The sequence below is a fragment of the Novosphingobium sp. NBM11 genome, assembly GCF_015390225.1.
GTDB lineage: Bacteria > Pseudomonadota > Alphaproteobacteria > Sphingomonadales > Sphingomonadaceae > Novosphingobium.
Genome location: NZ_VUOG01000001.1, coordinates 1,923,809 through 1,940,713 on the forward strand (window position 1 = coordinate 1,923,809; position 16,905 = coordinate 1,940,713).

General features: G+C 68.0%; 14 protein-coding genes. 5 read left to right on the plus strand and 9 right to left on the minus strand.

Going from position 1 to position 16,905, the window contains the following annotated elements:
* Positions 1-16 precede the first annotated feature (16 nt).
* Positions 17-793: a 3'(2'),5'-bisphosphate nucleotidase CysQ gene (locus F1640_RS09155; protein WP_124808235.1), complete on the minus strand. Its 777-nt coding sequence runs from the start codon at positions 791-793 to the stop codon at positions 17-19.
* A gap of 292 nt (positions 794-1,085) precedes the next feature.
* Here F1640_RS09155 and F1640_RS09160 point away from each other — a divergent pair, with 292 nt between their 5' ends.
* Positions 1,086-1,832 (plus strand): electron transfer flavoprotein subunit beta/FixA family protein, encoded by a 747-nt coding sequence (locus F1640_RS09160; RefSeq protein WP_194918827.1) that lies wholly within the window; start codon positions 1,086-1,088, stop codon positions 1,830-1,832.
* Position 1,833: 1 nt separating this feature from the next.
* Positions 1,834-2,766: an electron transfer flavoprotein subunit alpha/FixB family protein gene (locus F1640_RS09165; RefSeq protein WP_194918829.1), complete on the plus strand. Its 933-nt coding sequence runs from the start codon at positions 1,834-1,836 to the stop codon at positions 2,764-2,766.
* Positions 2,767-3,014: 248 nt separating this feature from the next.
* Here the strand turns inward: F1640_RS09165 and groL are convergent, their stop codons facing one another.
* From groL to F1640_RS09180, 3 genes are all read right to left on the minus strand, one after another.
* Positions 3,015-4,658 carry a chaperonin GroEL gene (gene groL, locus F1640_RS09170; protein WP_194918831.1) on the minus strand — a complete coding sequence of 548 codons (1,644 nt, stop codon included), beginning with the start codon at positions 4,656-4,658 and terminating at the stop codon, positions 3,015-3,017.
* Positions 4,659-4,700: 42 nt separating this feature from the next.
* The gene (gene groES, locus F1640_RS09175; protein ID WP_124810632.1) at positions 4,701-4,988 is read right to left on the minus strand and encodes a co-chaperone GroES; all 288 of its coding nucleotides are present in this window, start codon (positions 4,986-4,988) and stop codon (positions 4,701-4,703) included.
* A gap of 158 nt (positions 4,989-5,146) precedes the next feature.
* Positions 5,147-6,526 (minus strand): MATE family efflux transporter, encoded by a 1,380-nt coding sequence (locus F1640_RS09180; RefSeq protein WP_124810631.1) that lies wholly within the window; start codon positions 6,524-6,526, stop codon positions 5,147-5,149.
* A 106-nt stretch (positions 6,527-6,632) separates the two neighbouring features.
* Here F1640_RS09180 and F1640_RS09185 point away from each other — a divergent pair, with 106 nt between their 5' ends.
* On the plus strand, positions 6,633-7,070 hold the full coding sequence (locus F1640_RS09185) for a c-type cytochrome (protein ID WP_375336187.1): 438 nt from the start codon (positions 6,633-6,635) through the stop codon (positions 7,068-7,070).
* Between the two features lie 52 nt (positions 7,071-7,122).
* Here F1640_RS09185 and F1640_RS09190 read toward each other — a convergent pair whose 3' ends face one another.
* Positions 7,123-7,743 (minus strand): class GN sortase, encoded by a 621-nt coding sequence (locus F1640_RS09190; protein ID WP_194918835.1) that lies wholly within the window; start codon positions 7,741-7,743, stop codon positions 7,123-7,125.
* Positions 7,740-9,908 (minus strand): marine proteobacterial sortase target protein, encoded by a 2,169-nt coding sequence (locus tag F1640_RS09195; RefSeq protein WP_255530322.1) that lies wholly within the window; start codon positions 9,906-9,908, stop codon positions 7,740-7,742. Before F1640_RS09195 ends, F1640_RS09190 begins: the two co-directional genes overlap by 4 nt.
* Before the next feature lie 164 nt (positions 9,909-10,072).
* On the opposite strand from F1640_RS09195, the gene F1640_RS09200 reads away from it, so the two are divergent.
* A complete protein-coding gene (locus F1640_RS09200; protein ID WP_309229231.1) occupies positions 10,073-10,825 on the plus strand; it encodes a helix-turn-helix transcriptional regulator in 753 nt (250 codons plus the stop codon).
* A gap of 125 nt (positions 10,826-10,950) precedes the next feature.
* On the plus strand, positions 10,951-12,732 hold the full coding sequence (locus F1640_RS09205) for an adenylate/guanylate cyclase domain-containing protein (protein WP_194918837.1): 1,782 nt from the start codon (positions 10,951-10,953) through the stop codon (positions 12,730-12,732).
* A gap of 208 nt (positions 12,733-12,940) precedes the next feature.
* Here F1640_RS09205 and F1640_RS09210 read toward each other — a convergent pair whose 3' ends face one another.
* The 3 genes from F1640_RS09210 to ileS are packed head-to-tail and all read right to left on the minus strand — an operon-like array spanning position 12,941 to position 16,762.
* Complete coding sequence (locus tag F1640_RS09210; protein WP_125954094.1) at positions 12,941-13,354, minus strand: DUF3035 domain-containing protein; 414 nt, start codon at positions 13,352-13,354, stop codon at positions 12,941-12,943.
* A gap of 1 nt (position 13,355) precedes the next feature.
* Entirely contained in the window at positions 13,356-13,889 is a 534-nt protein-coding gene (gene lspA, locus F1640_RS09215) for a signal peptidase II (protein WP_223806752.1), read from the minus strand.
* On the minus strand, positions 13,886-16,762 hold the full coding sequence (ileS, locus tag F1640_RS09220; RefSeq protein WP_194918839.1) for an isoleucine--tRNA ligase: 2,877 nt from the start codon (positions 16,760-16,762) through the stop codon (positions 13,886-13,888). Before ileS ends, lspA begins: the two co-directional genes overlap by 4 nt.
* Positions 16,763-16,905: the final 143 nt, after the last annotated feature.

Sequence of the window (16,905 nt, forward strand, 5' to 3'; positions counted from 1 at the left end):
GCCCGGAAAGGGCGCGTCAGGCGAGCCTGGCCGCCCGTTCCGCCAGCCGGTCCACCGCCGCCGCGTGAATCGCGGGGGCGGTCACCAGCAGCCCGAACGCGCGCGGATCGCGCTTGTTGAAGACCAGCGGCTGCCCGAAGGCGTCGGTGGTGGTGGCGCCCGCCTCGCGCGCGATCAGCGCGGCGGCGGCCACATCCCATTCGAAGCCCCAGCGCAGCGTGGCCAGCAGGTCCGCTTCATCGGCGGCGACCATCGCGATACGCAGCGCGATCGAATTGGGCTTGTCCACCAGCACCAGGTCGCCATCGACTCCCGCCAGCGCATCGGCCGGCACGCGCGATCCGGTCAGCTCGGTCCGGCTGCTCGCATGAAGCGCCACGCCATTGCGGGTGGCGCCCTTGCCGGCAGTGGCCCGCCAGAACTCGTCGCGCGCCGGGGCGCTCATCATGCCGATCAGTGGACGGCCGCCGCTGACGAGTGCCACGGAAACCGCCCACCCCGGACGCCCGCGCACGAAATCGCGCGTGCCGTCGATCGGATCGACCAGCCAGCACAGCCCGCGCTCCAGCCGCTCGGGGTGATCGACCGTTTCCTCCGACAGCCAGCCGGCGGAAGGCAGCAGTGCGTGCAGTTCGCGCTTCAGATAGGTATCGACGGCGATGTCCGCCTCGCACACCGGATTGCCCGGCGTCTTGTCCCACACTTCCAGCGCGTGTCCGTGGCCGGGCCAGCGCGAAAGCGCCATCTGTCCGGCCTGGTGGACAATTGCTTCAAGGCGATCGAAGTCGATCATGGGCATCGCGTTTTCCGCCCTGCTGGACTTGGGCAGCCAACGCAAGCATCGTGCGTGTATTATTCCACCAAGGTCGCAAGGACGCGGCAGCGCCGCCACCAAGCCTTGCATGGGATCATTCCTGTTTCGGGGGGTGCTCAGCCAGGATGCACCCGGTAAGGTCCGGCTCCGCGAATGCTGCGTTTGCCATCGGCCGATCGATTTTCTTTCCACGCTTGCGGCAGATAGATTGACGTTTGCGTAAACGCAAATTATGCCGCCACCATATCCAACTGGGAAAGGCTTTGAAGCGATGAAAGCCCTGGTCTGCGTGAAGCGGGTGATTGATTACAACGTGAAGCCGCGAGTGAAGGGTGATGGAACGGGTGTTGATCTTGCGAACGTGAAGATGAGCATGAACCCGTTTGACGAGATAGCGGTTGAGGAAGCGATCCGCCTGAAGGAGAAGGGCGTGGTATCGGAGATCGTGGCGGTGTCGGTGGGGCCTGCGAAGGCGCAGGAGACGCTGCGCACGGCCTTGGCGATGGGCGCGGACCGGGCGATCCTGGTGCAGTCGGACGACGAGGTGGAGCCGCTGGCGGTGGCGAAGATCGTCAAGGGGATCGCGGACGAGGAAGCGCCGGGTCTGATCATCACGGGCAAGCAGGCGATCGACGACGATTCGAACCAGGTGGGCCAGATGGTGGCGGCGCTGCTGGGCCGTCCGCAGGGCACCTTCGCCAACGAGGTGACGGTCGAGGGCGACGCCGTGGTGGTGAAGCGCGAGATCGACGGCGGTCTGGAGACGGTGCGCCTGGCGCTGCCGGCGGTGGTGACGACGGACCTGCGGCTGAACGAGCCGCGCTATGCCAGCCTGCCGAACATCATGAAGGCGAAGAGCAAGCCGCTCGCGAACAAGACGCCGGCGGACTACGGCGTGGACACGAGCCCGCGCCTGAAGACGCTGAAGGTATCGGAGCCGCCGGTGCGGTCGGCGGGGATCAAGGTGGCCGATGTGGACGCGCTGGTGGCCAAGCTCAAGGAACTGGGAGTAGCCTGAGATGACCAAGGCACTGGTATGGGTCGAACACGATGGTTCGGCGGTGAAGGATGCGACGCTGTCGGCGGTGAGCGCGGCGGCGCAGCTGGGCGAGGTGACGCTGCTGGTGGCGGGCGCGGGCGTGGACGGCGTGGCCCAGGCGGCGGCGCGGATCGCGGGCGTGGCCAAGGTGGTCACGGCCGATGACGCGAGCCTGGCCCACGCGCTGGCGGAGAACGTGGCGCCGCTGGTGGCGGGTCTGATGGCGGACTACGACGCGTTCGTGGCGCCGGCGACGACGACGGGCAAGAACGTGGCGCCGCGCGTGGCGGCGCTGCTCGACGTGATGCAGATCTCGGACATTCTCTCGGTGGAAGGGCCGAAGACGTTCACGCGGCCGATCTACGCGGGCAACGCCATTGCCACGGTGGAGAGCGGCGACGCCAAGCTGGTGATCACGGTGCGCGGCACGGCCTTTGCCAAGGCGGCGGCGGACGGCGGCAGCGCGGCCATCGCGGCCGTGGGCGGCGCGGCCGATGCCGGGACGAGCAGCTTCGTGGGCTCGGAGATCGCCAAGAGCGAACGGCCCGAACTGACCTCGGCCAAGATCATCGTCTCGGGCGGGCGCGCGCTGAAGGACGCAGAGACGTTCGCGGCGACGATCGTGCCGCTGGCGGACAAGCTGGGCGCGGGCGTGGGCGCGAGCCGCGCGGCGGTGGACGCGGGCTATGTGCCCAACGACTACCAGGTGGGCCAGACGGGCAAGATCGTCGCCCCCGAAGTCTACATCGCCGTCGGCATCTCCGGCGCCATCCAGCACCTTGCCGGCATGAAGGATTCCAAGACCATCATCGCCATCAACAAGGACGAGGACGCCCCCATCTTCCAGGTCGCCGATATCGGCCTCGTGGGCGACCTGTTCACGCTGGTGCCGGAACTGACCGGCAAGCTCTGAACGCCGCTCCGTTTCAAGGAGACACGAAGGCCCCGCGCGCTGCGCGGGGCCTTTTGCGTTGGGCGCCCACCCCAGCCCCTCCCGCTGGCGGGAGGGGAGCGATGCTTGCGCCGCCGCGGGTGGCGTTAGCCGCAGCGGGGTGGGCTTTGTGCCGGCCGATGCCCCCCGACCCAATCGCCCAAGGAAAAGGGCCAGGAAGGTTTCCCCTCCCGGCCCCGATCCTGTGTTCGGACTGAACGGTATCGGACTTAGAAGTCCATGCCGCCCATGCCGCCCATGCCACCGCCCATCGGCGGCATCGCGGGCTTGTCGTCCGGCTTTTCGCTGATCGCCGCTTCGGTGGTGATCAGCAGGCCGGCGACCGACGCGGCATCCTGCAGCGCGGTGCGGACGACCTTGGTCGGGTCGATCACGCCAGCGGCCTTCAGGTTTTCATAGACGTCGGTCGCGGCGTTGAAGCCGATGCCTTCGTCCGTCTGGTCGAGCAGCTTGCCGGCGACGACGGCGCCATCGTGGCCCGCGTTTTCAGCGATCTGCTTGACCGGGGCGGTGATCGCCTTGCGGACGATGTCCACGCCACGGGTCTGGTCTTCGTTGGCACCGGTCAGGCCGTCGAGCGCGCGGGTGGCGTAAAGCAGCGCCGTGCCACCGCCCGTGACGATGCCTTCTTCCACCGCAGCGCGGGTGGCGTGCAGGGCGTCGTCAACGCGGTCCTTGCGTTCCTTCACCTCGACTTCGGTCGCACCGCCGACCTTGATCACGGCCACGCCGCCAGCAAGCTTGGCCAGGCGTTCCTGCAGCTTCTCGCGGTCGTAGTCGCTGGTGGTGACTTCGATCTGGGCGCGGATCTGTTCGACGCGGGCCTTGATCTCGTCTGCCGAACCGGCGCCGTCGACGATCGTGGTGTTGTCCTTGTCGATGGTGACCTTCTTGGCCTGGCCGAGCATGGCGAGCGTGACGCTTTCCAGCTTGATGCCGAGGTCTTCCGAGATCATCTCGCCGGCGGTCAGCGTGGCGATGTCGCCCAGCATGGCCTTGCGACGGTCACCGAAGCCCGGCGCCTTGACGGCGGCGATCTTGAGGCCACCGCGCAGCTTGTTGACCACGAGGGTCGCCAGCGCTTCGCCTTCGATGTCTTCGGCGATGATCAGCAGCGGACGGCCCGACTGCACCACCGCTTCGAGGATCGGCAGCATCGCCTGCAGCGACGACAGCTTCTTCTCGTGGATCAGGATGTACGGGTTTTCGAGTTCGACCGTCATCTTGTCCGGGTTGGTGATGAAGTAGGGCGAGAGATAGCCGCGGTCGAACTGCATGCCTTCGACGACATCGAGTTCGAATTCGAGGCCCTTGGCCTCTTCCACGGTGATCACGCCTTCCTTGCCGACCTTTTCCATCGCTTCCGCGATCTTCTGGCCGACTTCGACGTCGCCGTTGGCCGAGATGATGCCGACCTGCGCGATTTCAGCCGAACCGGCGACCGGGGTCGAACGGGCCTTCAGGTCTTCGACGACCTTGGTCACGGCGATGTCGATGCCGCGCTTCAGATCCATCGGGTTGATGCCGGCGGCAACCGACTTCATGCCTTCGCGCACGATAGACTGGGCAAGCACGGTCGCGGTGGTGGTGCCGTCACCGGCCTTGTCGTTGGCCTTGCTGGCCACTTCGCGCAGCATCTGCGCGCCCATGTTCTCGAACTTGTCCTTGAGTTCGATTTCCTTGGCGACCGACACACCGTCCTTGGTGATGCGCGGCGCGCCGAAGCTCTTGTCGATCACGACGTTGCGGCCCTTGGGGCCGAGCGTGACCTTCACCGCGTCGGCGAGGATATCGACGCCCTTGAGGATGCGTTCGCGCGCGTCGCGCGAAAAGCGTACTTCCTTGGCAGCCATTTCGGTTTCCTTTGAATATCTGGACGGGAAAGAGGACTATCTTCAGCCGATGACGCCGAGGATGTCCGATTCCTTCATGATGAGGAGGTCTTCACCGGCGACCTTGACTTCGGTGCCGGACCACTTGCCGAACAGCACGCGATCGCCAACCTTGACGTCAAGCGGCGTGATCGTGCCGTTTTCAGCGCGGGCGCCGGTGCCGGTGGCGACGATTTCGCCTTCAGCAGGCTTTTCCTTGGCGCTGTCGGGGATGATGATCCCGCCGGCGGTCTTTTCCTCGGCTTCGACGCGGCGCACCAGCACGCGATCGTGCAGCGGACGGAAACTCATGGGTTGCTCCCTCTTCCAAAAATACGAACCTCGCTTGGCACTCTCGCGGGGAGAGTGCCAGCGGGCGGGATATGGGTGAGGGGCGGTGGAGCGTCAACAGGGGGCGGGCAGATTTTTTTGCGTCCCCTGCCCCTGCACGGCACACCCATGCGGCGGCATCAGCCGGGCGTGAGCAGACCCAGCCGTTCGCGCCGGTGCCAGCGCCAGAGCATCAGCGCCGCGACGACGATCAGTCCGATCATCAGGCCAAGCCACACGCCCACCCCGCGCAGCGGGGTGAACAGGCCCAGTCCGATCGCCGTGCCCAACCCCGGCACCCAGTAGCCGAACAGCGCGATGCCCATGGGCACGCGCGTATCCTGGATGCCGCGCAGCAGCGCCGCGCCCACCGCCTGCGCGCCATCGAACAGCTGGAAGGCGGCGCAGACCACCATGTACTGCACTGCCAGCGCGACCAGCGCGGCGTTGGCCGGGGCATCGGGATCGATGTAGAGCCGCATGATCGCGCGCGGGGCCAGCAGCATGGTGCCGGCGGAGAGCAGCATGAACCCCATGCCCAGCGCGATCGCCACGCGCCCGGCCACGCCCACCGCGTGCCGGTCTCCCGCCCCGAACGCCAGGCCGACCCGGATCGTCGCCGCCTGCGACACGCCGAACGGCACCTGGAAGGCGATCGCGGCCAGCTGGAGCGCCACGGTATGCGCCGCGAGTTCGGTCTCACCGATCCGCCCCATCAGGAAGGCCGCGCCGTTGAACATGCCCGCTTCGGCCAGAATCGTGCCGCAGATCGGCAGGCCGACGCGCAGCACGCCGCCGAAACGCTTCCATTCCGGCCGCCACCAGCGGCCCAGCAGGCGATAGCGGTGCAGGCGCCGGTCGAACCGGATCACAGCCGCGTAGGCCAGCAGCATGGCGACGGCGGTGACCACGCTGGACACGGCGGAGCCCGTCAGGCCCAGCGCCGGCATACCGAAGTGGCCGAACACGAAGATCCAGTTGCCCGTGGCGTTGACCACCACGGCAAGGCCGGTGATCGCAGTGCCGATGCCCGGCCGGCCCAGCGTGGCGACCACAGTGCGCAGCAGCGCCGCCAGGACCATCGGCAGCGCCGCCCACATCAGCACGCGCAGGAACGGTTCGGCCAGCGCGATAACCGCTTCCTGCTGCCCGGTCAGCCGCATCAGCGGCCCGCCCAGCAGGCACACGCCCATCGCGCAGATTGCCGCGAGAATGCCGACCCATGCGGCCATGCGCGTGGTCCGGCGCACTTCGCGCACGGCGTGTTTGCGCTGCCCCAGCTCGGCCGCGATCAGCGGCGATGCCGCGCCGACGAGGCCCGTCAGGCTCCACATCAGCAAGCCGAACAGCGCGACCGACAGCGACGACGCCGCCAGCGCTTCCGGCCCCAGCCGCGCGACGAACACCACGTCGACCGCGAACACTGCCATCTGCAGCAGGTTCGCGCCCACGAGTGGCGCGGCGAGCTTCAGCGTCGCGCGCAATTCGTCGATCCAGTGCAAAGGCGGCTTTTCAAACATGGAACACGGGCGCATAGGCGCGGCGCGGTCCCAAGGAAAGGCAAAGCTGCCTGTCCCGAACGCGGCTTTGCCCTGATGGAAAGGGTAGTTTGACATGAGAATGGTGGTGAAAAGCGCATGCGCGGCCGGACTGGCCCTGGCGCTTTCGGCCTGTGGCGGCGCGAAGCAGGAGGAGACGCCGGCTGGCGGCAGCGCCCCGGCGGATACGGCCGCTCCGGCCACGGCGGAAACCACGCCGGCAACCGCCGCCGATGGCGCGCCGATCGCCTTCGGCATCTGCAAGTCCTGCCATTCGGTCGAAAAGGGCAAGAACATGATCGGGCCGAGCCTGGCCGGGATCGTGGGCACCAAGGCCGGCGACGTCGCGGGCTTCAGCTTCAGCCCGGCGCTCAAGGGATCGGGCCTGACCTGGGATGACGCCACGCTCGACAAGTGGCTGGAAAACCCGATGAAGCTCGTGCCCGGCACGCGGATGACCTATTCCGGCCAGACCGATCCGGCCAAGCGCAAGGCCATCATCGCCTATCTCAAGACGCTGAAATAGGCGGCTCGCGCTGCCGGAGGGCCGTCGCGGGAAGGCGCGGCGGCTCCCCCCTTCACAGGGCCTCCGCCCAGACGACGAAGCGCAGCGGCCCGTGCTCGGTCGCGCCGAAGGGATAGCACGTCACCAGCGCCAGCAGCGGCCGCGCGGGATTGCGGGGCGCGGCAAAGCCGTCCCAGCGCACCACCTGGAAGCTGATGACGCGATAGCGCCGGTGCGCGCCGCCGATCGCCTGCACGTCGATTGCGTCACCTGCCCGCGCGCTCCGCAGGAAGGCGAAGTGCGTATCGCGGTGCGCGGCCACGATCGTCACATCCGCGCCGGCCCCGCTACCGCCGCCACCGTCGCGCCGGTTCGGCACCACGGTCGGCCCGAACGCCAGCGCCTGTCCCGATCCGCCCGAGAGCACAACGTCGCTCGCACCCAGCCGGGGCAGCGTGAGCCGCGCCACCGGCATCGTGTCCGCCCACGGCCACGGCCTGACCGGATGTCCTTCGACCAGGCTCCGCGCAAAGGCCCGGTCGAGCAGGACTTGCGCTACGCGCGCCTTGACCGGCACCGCCAGACCCTGCGCCATCACCGCGAGACCGAGTGCGCAAAGCAGCGCGCCGCCGCCACGCAACAGGACGCGCGCCATGGCGCGCGTCCCTTTCGTCATCCGCCCGGCGGCGGTCATGCGCGGGCCTTCCGGCGCGTGCCCGCCAGCAGCAGCGCCGCGCCCAGCAGCAGCGCCAGACTGCCCTTTTCCACCAGCGTCATATAGCCGGTGGCGGTGCGCGGCAGGGTAATCGCGTCGGCTTCGCCCGCTTCCGCGCCCGCCGCAGGAGGTGTAGCGTGGGCGGCCGCGCCGTTGAACAGCGTATCGAAATCCCAACCGGCCGGCAGCAGGAGCGGCAGCTCCTCCCGCGTCAGCCGCGCGCCGGCCGGCCGGGTCGGCGTTTCATCGACCGCGACCAGGCTCGTCTGCGAGGTGACGAGGCTGTAGGCGAGGCCGAGATCGGCGATCTGCCCGTCCGCCTGATTGTCCTCGGTCTCCCCGGCGGCGCGCGCGGCCTCGATCTCCGCGACGCGGCGGTTGGCCCACAGCCTGGCAACGGCGGGGCTGTCCACGGCGGCGGACAGGTCCACCGCGTGTGACCACGGCTTGTCGCCGATCATGCCGCTGACCGTCAGGCGGCCGGACAGGTTCTGCCCCTGCCCCAGCAGCACCAGCGGTTCGCCGGCATAAAGATCGGGCAGGCGGCGCGGCGTGAAATCGAGCGGGGCGCCGTCGACCGTGACCGTGAGATCGCGCGCCACCGGCGCCTTCAGGCGATCGAGCAGCGCGGTCATCTTCGCGTTCACTTCGCTGCCGTCACCGATGTTGGTGTAAGTGCCGCGCCCGGCTTCGGCCATGCGGCGCATCAGGAAAGTGTTGGGGGCGGACCCGATGCCGACCATGAACACCCGGCTGCGTCCGCCGTGCGCGGCGATTTCCGCCATCATGTCCTTCTCGTTGGACAAGTCGCCATCGGTCAGGAAGATCACCTGCCGCACGCCCTTTACGTCGTCCGGCGTGGCGTCGACCAGCGCGGCCTTCAGTGCGGGCAGCATCTCGGTGCCGCCGTTGGCTTCCAGCCCTTCGGTAAAGCGGCGCGCGGTGGCGATCTGTTCGGGCGTGGCCGGCACGCTCTGTTCGAACAGCTGCGTCATCGTGTCGTCGAAGCGGATCACGTTGAAGCGATCCTCGGGCCGCAGCGTATCGAGCGCGTGGAGCAGGCTTTCCTTGGCCGCGTCCATCGATTGCCCGCCCATCGAGCCGCTGTTGTCGATCACGAAGACCATCTCGCGCGGGGGAGCCTTGCCCTGCGGCAGGCGGGCCGGCGGCACGATCGAGGCCATCACGTAGTCCTTTCCATCGAGCGCCTGGCGGAAGAGGCTGAGCGTGGGATCGGCGCTAGCCGATCGCCAGCGCAGTTCGAAATCGCGGTCGGCCGGAACCGTGCCGTCGGCCAGCCGGATCGTGCGCGCCTGCGCGCCATCGTCGCTCACCGCGATGCGGTGATAGGGGCTGATGAGATTGGCGGGGACGAAGCCGGGCGCGAGATGGACCGTGATCGAGACCGGGTTGAGCGCCTTGCCCAGCGCGGGTACGGCCAGCGGCGCGGTGACTTCGTCGATATCCTTCGCCACGGCCGTTTCGGTGCGGGCGGGGTTTTCGGCGGTGGCCTGGGCTGGCACGTAGCGCGGCCCCACCACCAGCGGCAGGCGCAGCGCGAACTCGCCCGCCACCTGGCGGACCGGGGCCTGGTATTCGATCTGGATCAGCACCGTTTCGCCGGGGCCGACATTGGCCACGCTGTTGCGGAACATGTTGGGCCGCTCGGCTTCGACCAGCCCCGCCTTCTGCCCGCGTTCGCGCGCCTTTTCATAGATTTCGCGGGCTTCGGCGCGGCGCTTGATATGGCCGACGATCACACGGTCGCCCACCACCATCTTCAGGCTGTCGACCGCGCCGTCCTCGGGCAGGGGATAGAGGTAGGTCGCTTCCATCCAGCGGTCGCTGGTGTTGCGGAACGCCTGCGTCACGCGGACGCGGGCGATGGGGCCGCTGACCGTCACGTCCATGTCGGTGCCCAGCCGCACGGCGGGCAGGCTTTCCGCCACGCCCTTGCCGGACAGCAGCAGCGTGCCGCTGCCGATCGCATCTGCGTCGGCCGGGGCGTCTTCGGCCTGCAACCGGCCAGCCAGCAGCGTGCCGCCAACGACTGCCAGTAACAACGCCAGCGCCAGCGCGATCCGGCAGCGGGATCGGCCCGAAAGGAAAGATATGCGCGAGAGGACCATGACACGCTCCATCATCAAGGGGAGCCTTCCCGTTAGGCGGCAGCGGCGCCGCACAGCCACGGGCAGTCCCCGCCAGTTTCGTCCGGTCGATCCGCACCGGTGCGGATCGTGGCGGGATCGCTTGACGGACTGTGCGGATATGTGCGCAGATGTCCGCAGTTTGACGCAAAGGACATGCCGTGGCCGAACCCGATGAAATGCGTGCCGCCGAAGGACACGCTATCGCCGCGCGGCTGCGCGAGGAGCTGGCGCGGCGGCGCATCTCGCGCCAGGCGCTGGCGGACATGGCGCGGATCAGCCTGTCCACGCTGGAAAAGGCGCTGTCGGGCAGCCGCCAGTTCACGCTGGCCACCGTGATCCGGCTGGAAGAGGCGCTGGGCACGCGCCTGCGCGATGGCGCGGCCGCGCCCGCAGCGATGCCCGCGCCGGATACCGCGCCCGAGCACATGGGCGCCTACAGCCGCGCCGCCGTGCACTGGATCGAGGCGGACTACCTCACGCTGCGCGCCAGCTTCGGCGAACCGGGGGCGATCTATGCCTATGTCACGCGCATCTTCTGGGACGATGCGGCAGGCCATCTGCGCTTTACCGAGGCCGAACGGATCGATGGCGCCTTCGCGCAGAAGGGCCACGTCTCGATGCCCAACCTCTCCGGCCACACCTACCTCGCCACCTGCGAGGCGGGGCAGCACCGGCTGATCACGCTGGGCCGGCCGACGCGCGATGGCTGCATGTTCGGCCTGCTGGCCACGCTGCACGCGGGCACCGGATCGCAGCTGATTCCCATCGCCAGCCCGGTGGCCTTCGTGCCGCGCGGGCAAACGAAAGAGTCCGGAACGGGTCTTGTTCGGCCCGGCGACCCCGCCTTCGCGGCGTTCCGCACCATCCTCGATCGCGCGATAAACGACGATTTCTGCCGCTTTCGGCAGTAGTCGGCACCGGTTCCGCCGCGAGTCAGCCATCCCTTTGCGGCCGGGGGCCCGCGGCTTGCACCGATCCGGCGGGAAGGCTAGTCCGATCTGGAGCAACCCGGTATTTCCGGGCCTGGGACGGGATCATGGACATCGACGCAACCCCGGCACGACCCGGCCGTATCGCGCGGCTGGGGCGGCTGACCATCACGCGCAAATTCGTGGGGCTGAGCGTGACGCTGCTGGCGATCATGCTGGCGGCGGCGGTCTATGCCTTCGTGCAGTCCGCCAAGGTCAACCGCGAAACGGCGCTGCTGGTGGAAGTGCTGGAACCGCTCAAGCGCGAAGTGGCCACGATCGAGGAATTCGCCGCCGAGGAGGAGCTCGCCAGCGAGCGGGCGCTGCGGTACGGCGGACCGCAAGTGCGCGATGCCGCGTTGCACGAAAACTATCTCGAACGCTTCCGCGCGCTGAACACCCGGGTCGACAGCCAGCTCGCCCAGCTTGATACCCATATCAGCCGGTTCGAAACGATGCCGGTCTCCAACGATGTCGCCGTGTTCCTGGGCCGCCTGCAGCTAGAAAGCGAGGCCGTGCGGCGCGAACACGCCGCCTATCGCGCGGCGATGGACGCCTTTCTCGATCCCAAGGCCCCGGCGATGGTGGATGGCGTGCGCCTGCGCCAGAACACCGCAATGGACGCCGAACGGCGCGTGCTGGCCGCGATGGAGCGCATGTCGCGCGAGGCCTCCGTGCTTAGCGGCAAGGACGAACGCCAGCTGGAGGCGCTGGAGCGGCGCGGCTTTTTGGTGACGGTCGAGAACCTCATCCTTGCCGTCTTCGCCTTTCTGGCCGGCGCGGTCATCTCGGTGCTGCTGACCCGCCGGATGCTGACGCCGGTGCGCAGCCTGATCGCCGGTGCGGAGGAAGTGGGGCGCGGCAATCTGGAAGTCTCGCTGCCGGCCACGACGCACGACGAGCTGGGCCAATTGACCACGGCCTTTTCGGCAATGGTGGAGGAACTGCGGCAGAAGGTGGCGCTGAAAAACACCTTCTCCAGCTATATGGACCCGCGCGTGGTCGATCGCCTGCTGGGCGCCAACCGCGCGGAGCTGGAAGCCGGCGAAAAGCGCGAGATGACCGTGTACTTCTCCGACGTGCAGGGCTTCAGCGCGATTTCGGAAACGCTCACCCCCACCGCGCTGGTGCGGCTGGTCAACCGCTACCTGACGCTGGCCGCCGAACCGATCCACCGCCACCACGGCGTGATCGACAAGTACATCGGCGATGCCGTCATGGCCTATTGGGGGCCGCCGTTCGCGCTGGAGGAACCGGCGCTGTCGGCGGTCATCGCCGCGCTGGAACAGCGCGAACAGATCGCGCGGCTGCAGCGGGAACTGCCCGAACTGCTCGGCCTGCGCCGGGGTGCGCCCAGCGTTTCGGCGCGGATCGGCCTCGCCACGGGCGACGTGGTGGTCGGCTCGATCGGTTCGGCCGCCTCGCGCAATTTCACGATCATGGGCGATGCGGTCAATGTCGCCTCGCGCCTCGAAAGCGCCAACAAGACCTATGGCACGCTGATCCTGGCCGACGAGGCGACCATGCTCAAGGTGCGCCACCGCATCGAGGCGCGCGAGATCGACCTGCTGGCCGCGCCAGGCAAGAGCGAGGCGGTGCGCATCTACGAGCTGCTGGGCGAGATTGGCGAGGTCGAGCCGGACCTGCTTTCCGCGCGCGATGCCCATGCCCACGCGCTCGCGCTCTACCGCGCGCGGGAGTGGGACAAGGCCGAAGCCGCCTTCGCCGAAACGCTGCGCATCTTGCCGCAAGATGGCCCGGCGCGCGTGTTCCTCACCCGCATCGCCGCCTTCCGCTCCGCCCCGCCGCCGGCGGACTGGGCCGGCATCTGGCTCAGCCCGGAAAAGTAGGCGACACGATCCTTTGCCAACGCGGCGCGTTTCCCACCCCCAACCCCTCCCGCAAGCGGGAGGGGAGCGAGACTTGCGCCGCCGCAGGTGGCGTTAGTCGCAGCGGGGTGGGCTTTCCACGCCCCGCGCTCGCGAAAAATATAATCGCCAAAATGAAAACCCCCGCGCGCGGCGGGGGTTTCTGAGTCCGACAGGGACTGTGCCCGGATCAGCCGGGAATATTGGCCTGCGCTTCGGCGCCGTCGCCCTGCGGCGCGGCCAGGATGTCGCGCAGCCCGCTGCCCTTGGCAACCGTCTTGGTATCCGGATCGCCCACCGAGCTGCGGATGCCGGCGGCCGAAGCGCCCGAACGGTTGATCACGTCGGTTTCCACCGCGCTGCGCGGGGCCGGGCCACCGAACAGCGCTTCCAGCGCCTGCTTGCCGGAATCGACGTCCTGCGGGCGCGGCGCGCCGGGGTTGGGCGGGGTCAGCGCGAAATCGGGCGGCACCACCAGCGGCGCCTGGCGCGTCACCGCGAATTCATCGGGACGCACGCGATTGAACAGCGAGCCGCCCGCGCCGCAGGCGGACAGCAGGCCCGCGCCCGAGACGAGAAGGCAAAGAGTGGCGGCTTTACGCATATCAGGCATTCTCCGTGGCGGCGGCATCAGCTTCGGCATCCGCGCCATTGGCGGGCTTTTCGCGCGAAAGCAGCGACCGGGCAAGCAGTATCAGCACGCCGAAGGTGATGGCGGCATCGGCGATGTTGAAAATCAGGAACGGGCGCCATTCCCCGAAATGGAGGTCGGCGTAATCGATCACGTAACCGCGCGAGGCGCGGTCGTAGATATTGCCCAGCGCCCCGCCCAGTACCAGCGCAAGGCCGACGATATCGCCCAGCACCTTTTCGCGCAGCATCCACACGGCCACGCCCAGCGCGATCACGGCGGTCACCAGGATCAGGCCGTAGCGCATCTCGGCCGAGGTTGCCGTGAACATGCCCAGCGAAACGCCGTAGTTCTCGGTCCAGCGCAAGTCGAAGAACGGCAGCAGCGGAATTGCGCCCACGTCCGCCAGCGCGAGCCGGCCGGTCATCAGCGCCTTGACGCCGCGATCCACCGCGAACGTAAGCAGCGCCAGCGCGAAGCCGGCAAGGCGGCGGCCGGAAACGGTCACGCGGCCTGCCCGTCCAGTTCCGCGACCACCGTTTCGCAGCGCGCGCACAGCGCGCCGTCTTCGGCCACTTCGGGCAGATGGCGCCAGCAACGGCCGCATTTGTGGTCGTGGGTTCGGGTGACGGTCACGCCGTCATCCTGCCCGCGCACGACTGTCCCGGTGATGAACAGTTCGGCCAGATTGGCCTCCGGCGCGCCTTCGGGCACCAGCACTTGCGCTTCCAGCCCCGACCCCAGCACCTTTTCGCGGCGCAGCGGCTCGATCGCCTCGTTCACCGTGGTCCGCAGCGCGCGCAGTTCGGCCCAGCGGTCCTCTTCCACCACCGAGACCGGCACCACCGGCCATTCGAGCAGGTGCACGCTGTCGCTGCCGGGGAAGCGCGTCTGCCACACTTCCTCCGCGGTGAAGACCAGCACCGGCGCGGCATAGCGCACCAGCGCGTGGAACAGCACGTCGAGCACGGTGCGATAGGCGCGGCGCTTGGGATCGCCCGGCGCGTCGCAATAGAGCGAATCCTTGCGGATATCGAAGAAAAACGCGGAGAGGTCCTCGTTGCAGAACTCGCTCAGCGCGCGGACATAGGTGTTGTAGTCATAGTCCGCCACCGCCTGCCGCAGCGTGCCGTCCAGCCGTTCGAGCAGGACGAGCATGTAGCGCTCCAGCTCGGGCATCTCGCCCACCGGCAGCTTCTCGCCCTCGCCGAACCCGTCGAGCGCGCCCAGCAGGTAGCGGAAGGTGTTGCGCAGCTTGCGGTACTGGTCGGCCACGCCGGCCAGGATTTCCTTGCCGATGCGGTGGTCCTCGGTGAAATCCACCGACAGCGCCCATAGCCGCAGGATGTCCGCACCGTAATCGCGCATTAGGTCGATCGGGCTGATGGTGTTGCCCAGCGACTTGGACATCTTCAGGCCCTTGGCGTCCATGGTGAAGCCATGGGTCAGCACGCCCTTGTACGGCGCGTGGCCGCGCGTGGCGCAGGCTTCCAGAAGCGAGGACTGGAACCAGCCGCGGTGCTGGTCCGATCCTTCCAGATAGAGGTCGGCGTGCGGCCCCTGATAGCCTTCGGGCCGCAGCAGATCGGGCCAGCGGCCCGATTCCAGCACGAAGGCATGGGTGCTGCCCGAATCGAACCACACGTCCAGGATGTCGGCCACGCGCTCGTAGTCTTCGGCCTTGTAGTCCGGCCCCAGCAGGTCCTGCGCCGCCTCGTCCGACCAGGCATCGACGCCTTCGGCGCGGATGGCGTTGACGATGCGGTCGTTCACCGCCGGATCGACAAGATACTGGCCGGTCTTGCGCTCGACGAACAGCGTGATCGGCACGCCCCACGCGCGCTGGCGGCTCAGCACCCAGTCGGGCCGGCCTTCCACCATCGCGCCGATGCGGTTGCGGCCCTTTTCGGGCACGAAGCGCGTTTCGGCGATGGCCGCCATCGCCGCCTGCCGCAGCGTGGGCGCGGCGCACAGCGCTTCCTCGGCCGGGTTGATCGCGCCGCCTTCGGTTTCCCAGCGGTTCTCGCCCGGCGTCTTGGGCGAGATATGCGTCATCACCCGGTCCATCGGCACGAACCACTGCGGTGTGCAGCGGAAGATCACCTTGGCCTTGGAGCGCCACGAATGCGGGTAGGAGTGCTTGTAGTCCGCGCTCGCCGCCAGCAGCCCGCCCGCCTCGCGCAGCGCGGTGCAGATCGGCCCGTCGGGTGCGTTGAACTTCGGGTTGATGACCGAGCCTTCACCGCCCAGCCACGCCCAGTCCGCGCGGTACTTGCCATCGCCCTCGACCGCGAACACCGGATCGATCCCGTGCGCCTTGCACAGCAGGAAGTCGTCCTCGCCGTGGTCGGGCGCCATGTGGACAAGGCCCGTGCCGCTGTCGGTGGTGACGAAATCGCCGGCGAGCAACGGGCGCGGTTTGGCGAAGAACCCGCCAAGGTGGTGCATCGGATGGCGAGCGACGGTACCAGCTAGGGCCGAACCCAAATACCGCCCCGCCGGACCGCTCTTGTAGGTCTCGATTTCGCAATCGGCTCGATCGAGAAATGCCCCGGCGAGATCCCGAGCCACAAGGTAGCGGCGGCGATCGACCTCAACAATCGTATATTGAACATCCGGCCCATACGCGAGCGCCTGGTTCACCGGAATCGTCCACGGCGTCGTTGTCCAGATCACCGCGTAAGCGCCGACCAGTTCCGCGATCGGCGATTCCGTGATCTCGAACGCCACGTCCACCTGGGTCGAGACGATGTCCTCGTATTCGACTTCCGCCTCGGCCAGCGCGGTCTTTTCCACCGGGCTCCACATAACCGGCTTGGCGCCGCGATAGAGCATCTGGTTCTCGGCGAACTTGAGCAGTTCGCCGACGATGGTGGCCTCCGCCTGGAAATCCATCGTCAGGTACGGATGGTCCCAGTCGCCGTTGATGCCGAGCCGCTTCAACTGTTCGCGCTGCACGTCCACCCACTTCTGGGCATAGGCGCGGCATTCGGCGCGGAATTCGCGCGGGGGAACCTCGTCCTTGTTCTTCTTCTTCTTGCGGTATTCCTCCTCGACCTTCCATTCGATGGGAAGGCCGTGGCAGTCCCAGCCGGGCACATAGGGCGCGTCCTTGCCCAGCAGGCTCTGCGTGCGGCAGACCATGTCCTTGAGGATATGGTTCAGCGCATGGCCGATGTGCATGTCGCCATTGGCATAGGGCGGGCCATCGTGGAGGATGAACTTCTCGCGCCCGGCGCGGGCATCGCGCAAGCGGCTGTAGAGGTCCTGTTCCTGCCAGCGCGCGAGAATGCCCGGCTCCTTCTGCGGGAGTCCGGCCTTCATCGGGAAATCGGTCTTCGGCAGGAAGACGGTGCTTCGGTAGTCGCGCTGTTCGGTCATGATCGGCGGGCCTTAGCGGCGCGCGGGGATTCCTGCAATTGCGCGATGGTTTGGCATAGAAGGCATCAGCCAGCCCGCTGCGCGTTCCCTCCCCTCCCGCTTGCGGGAGGGGGTGTGTCGCGCATTTCCTCCCCTCCCGCTTG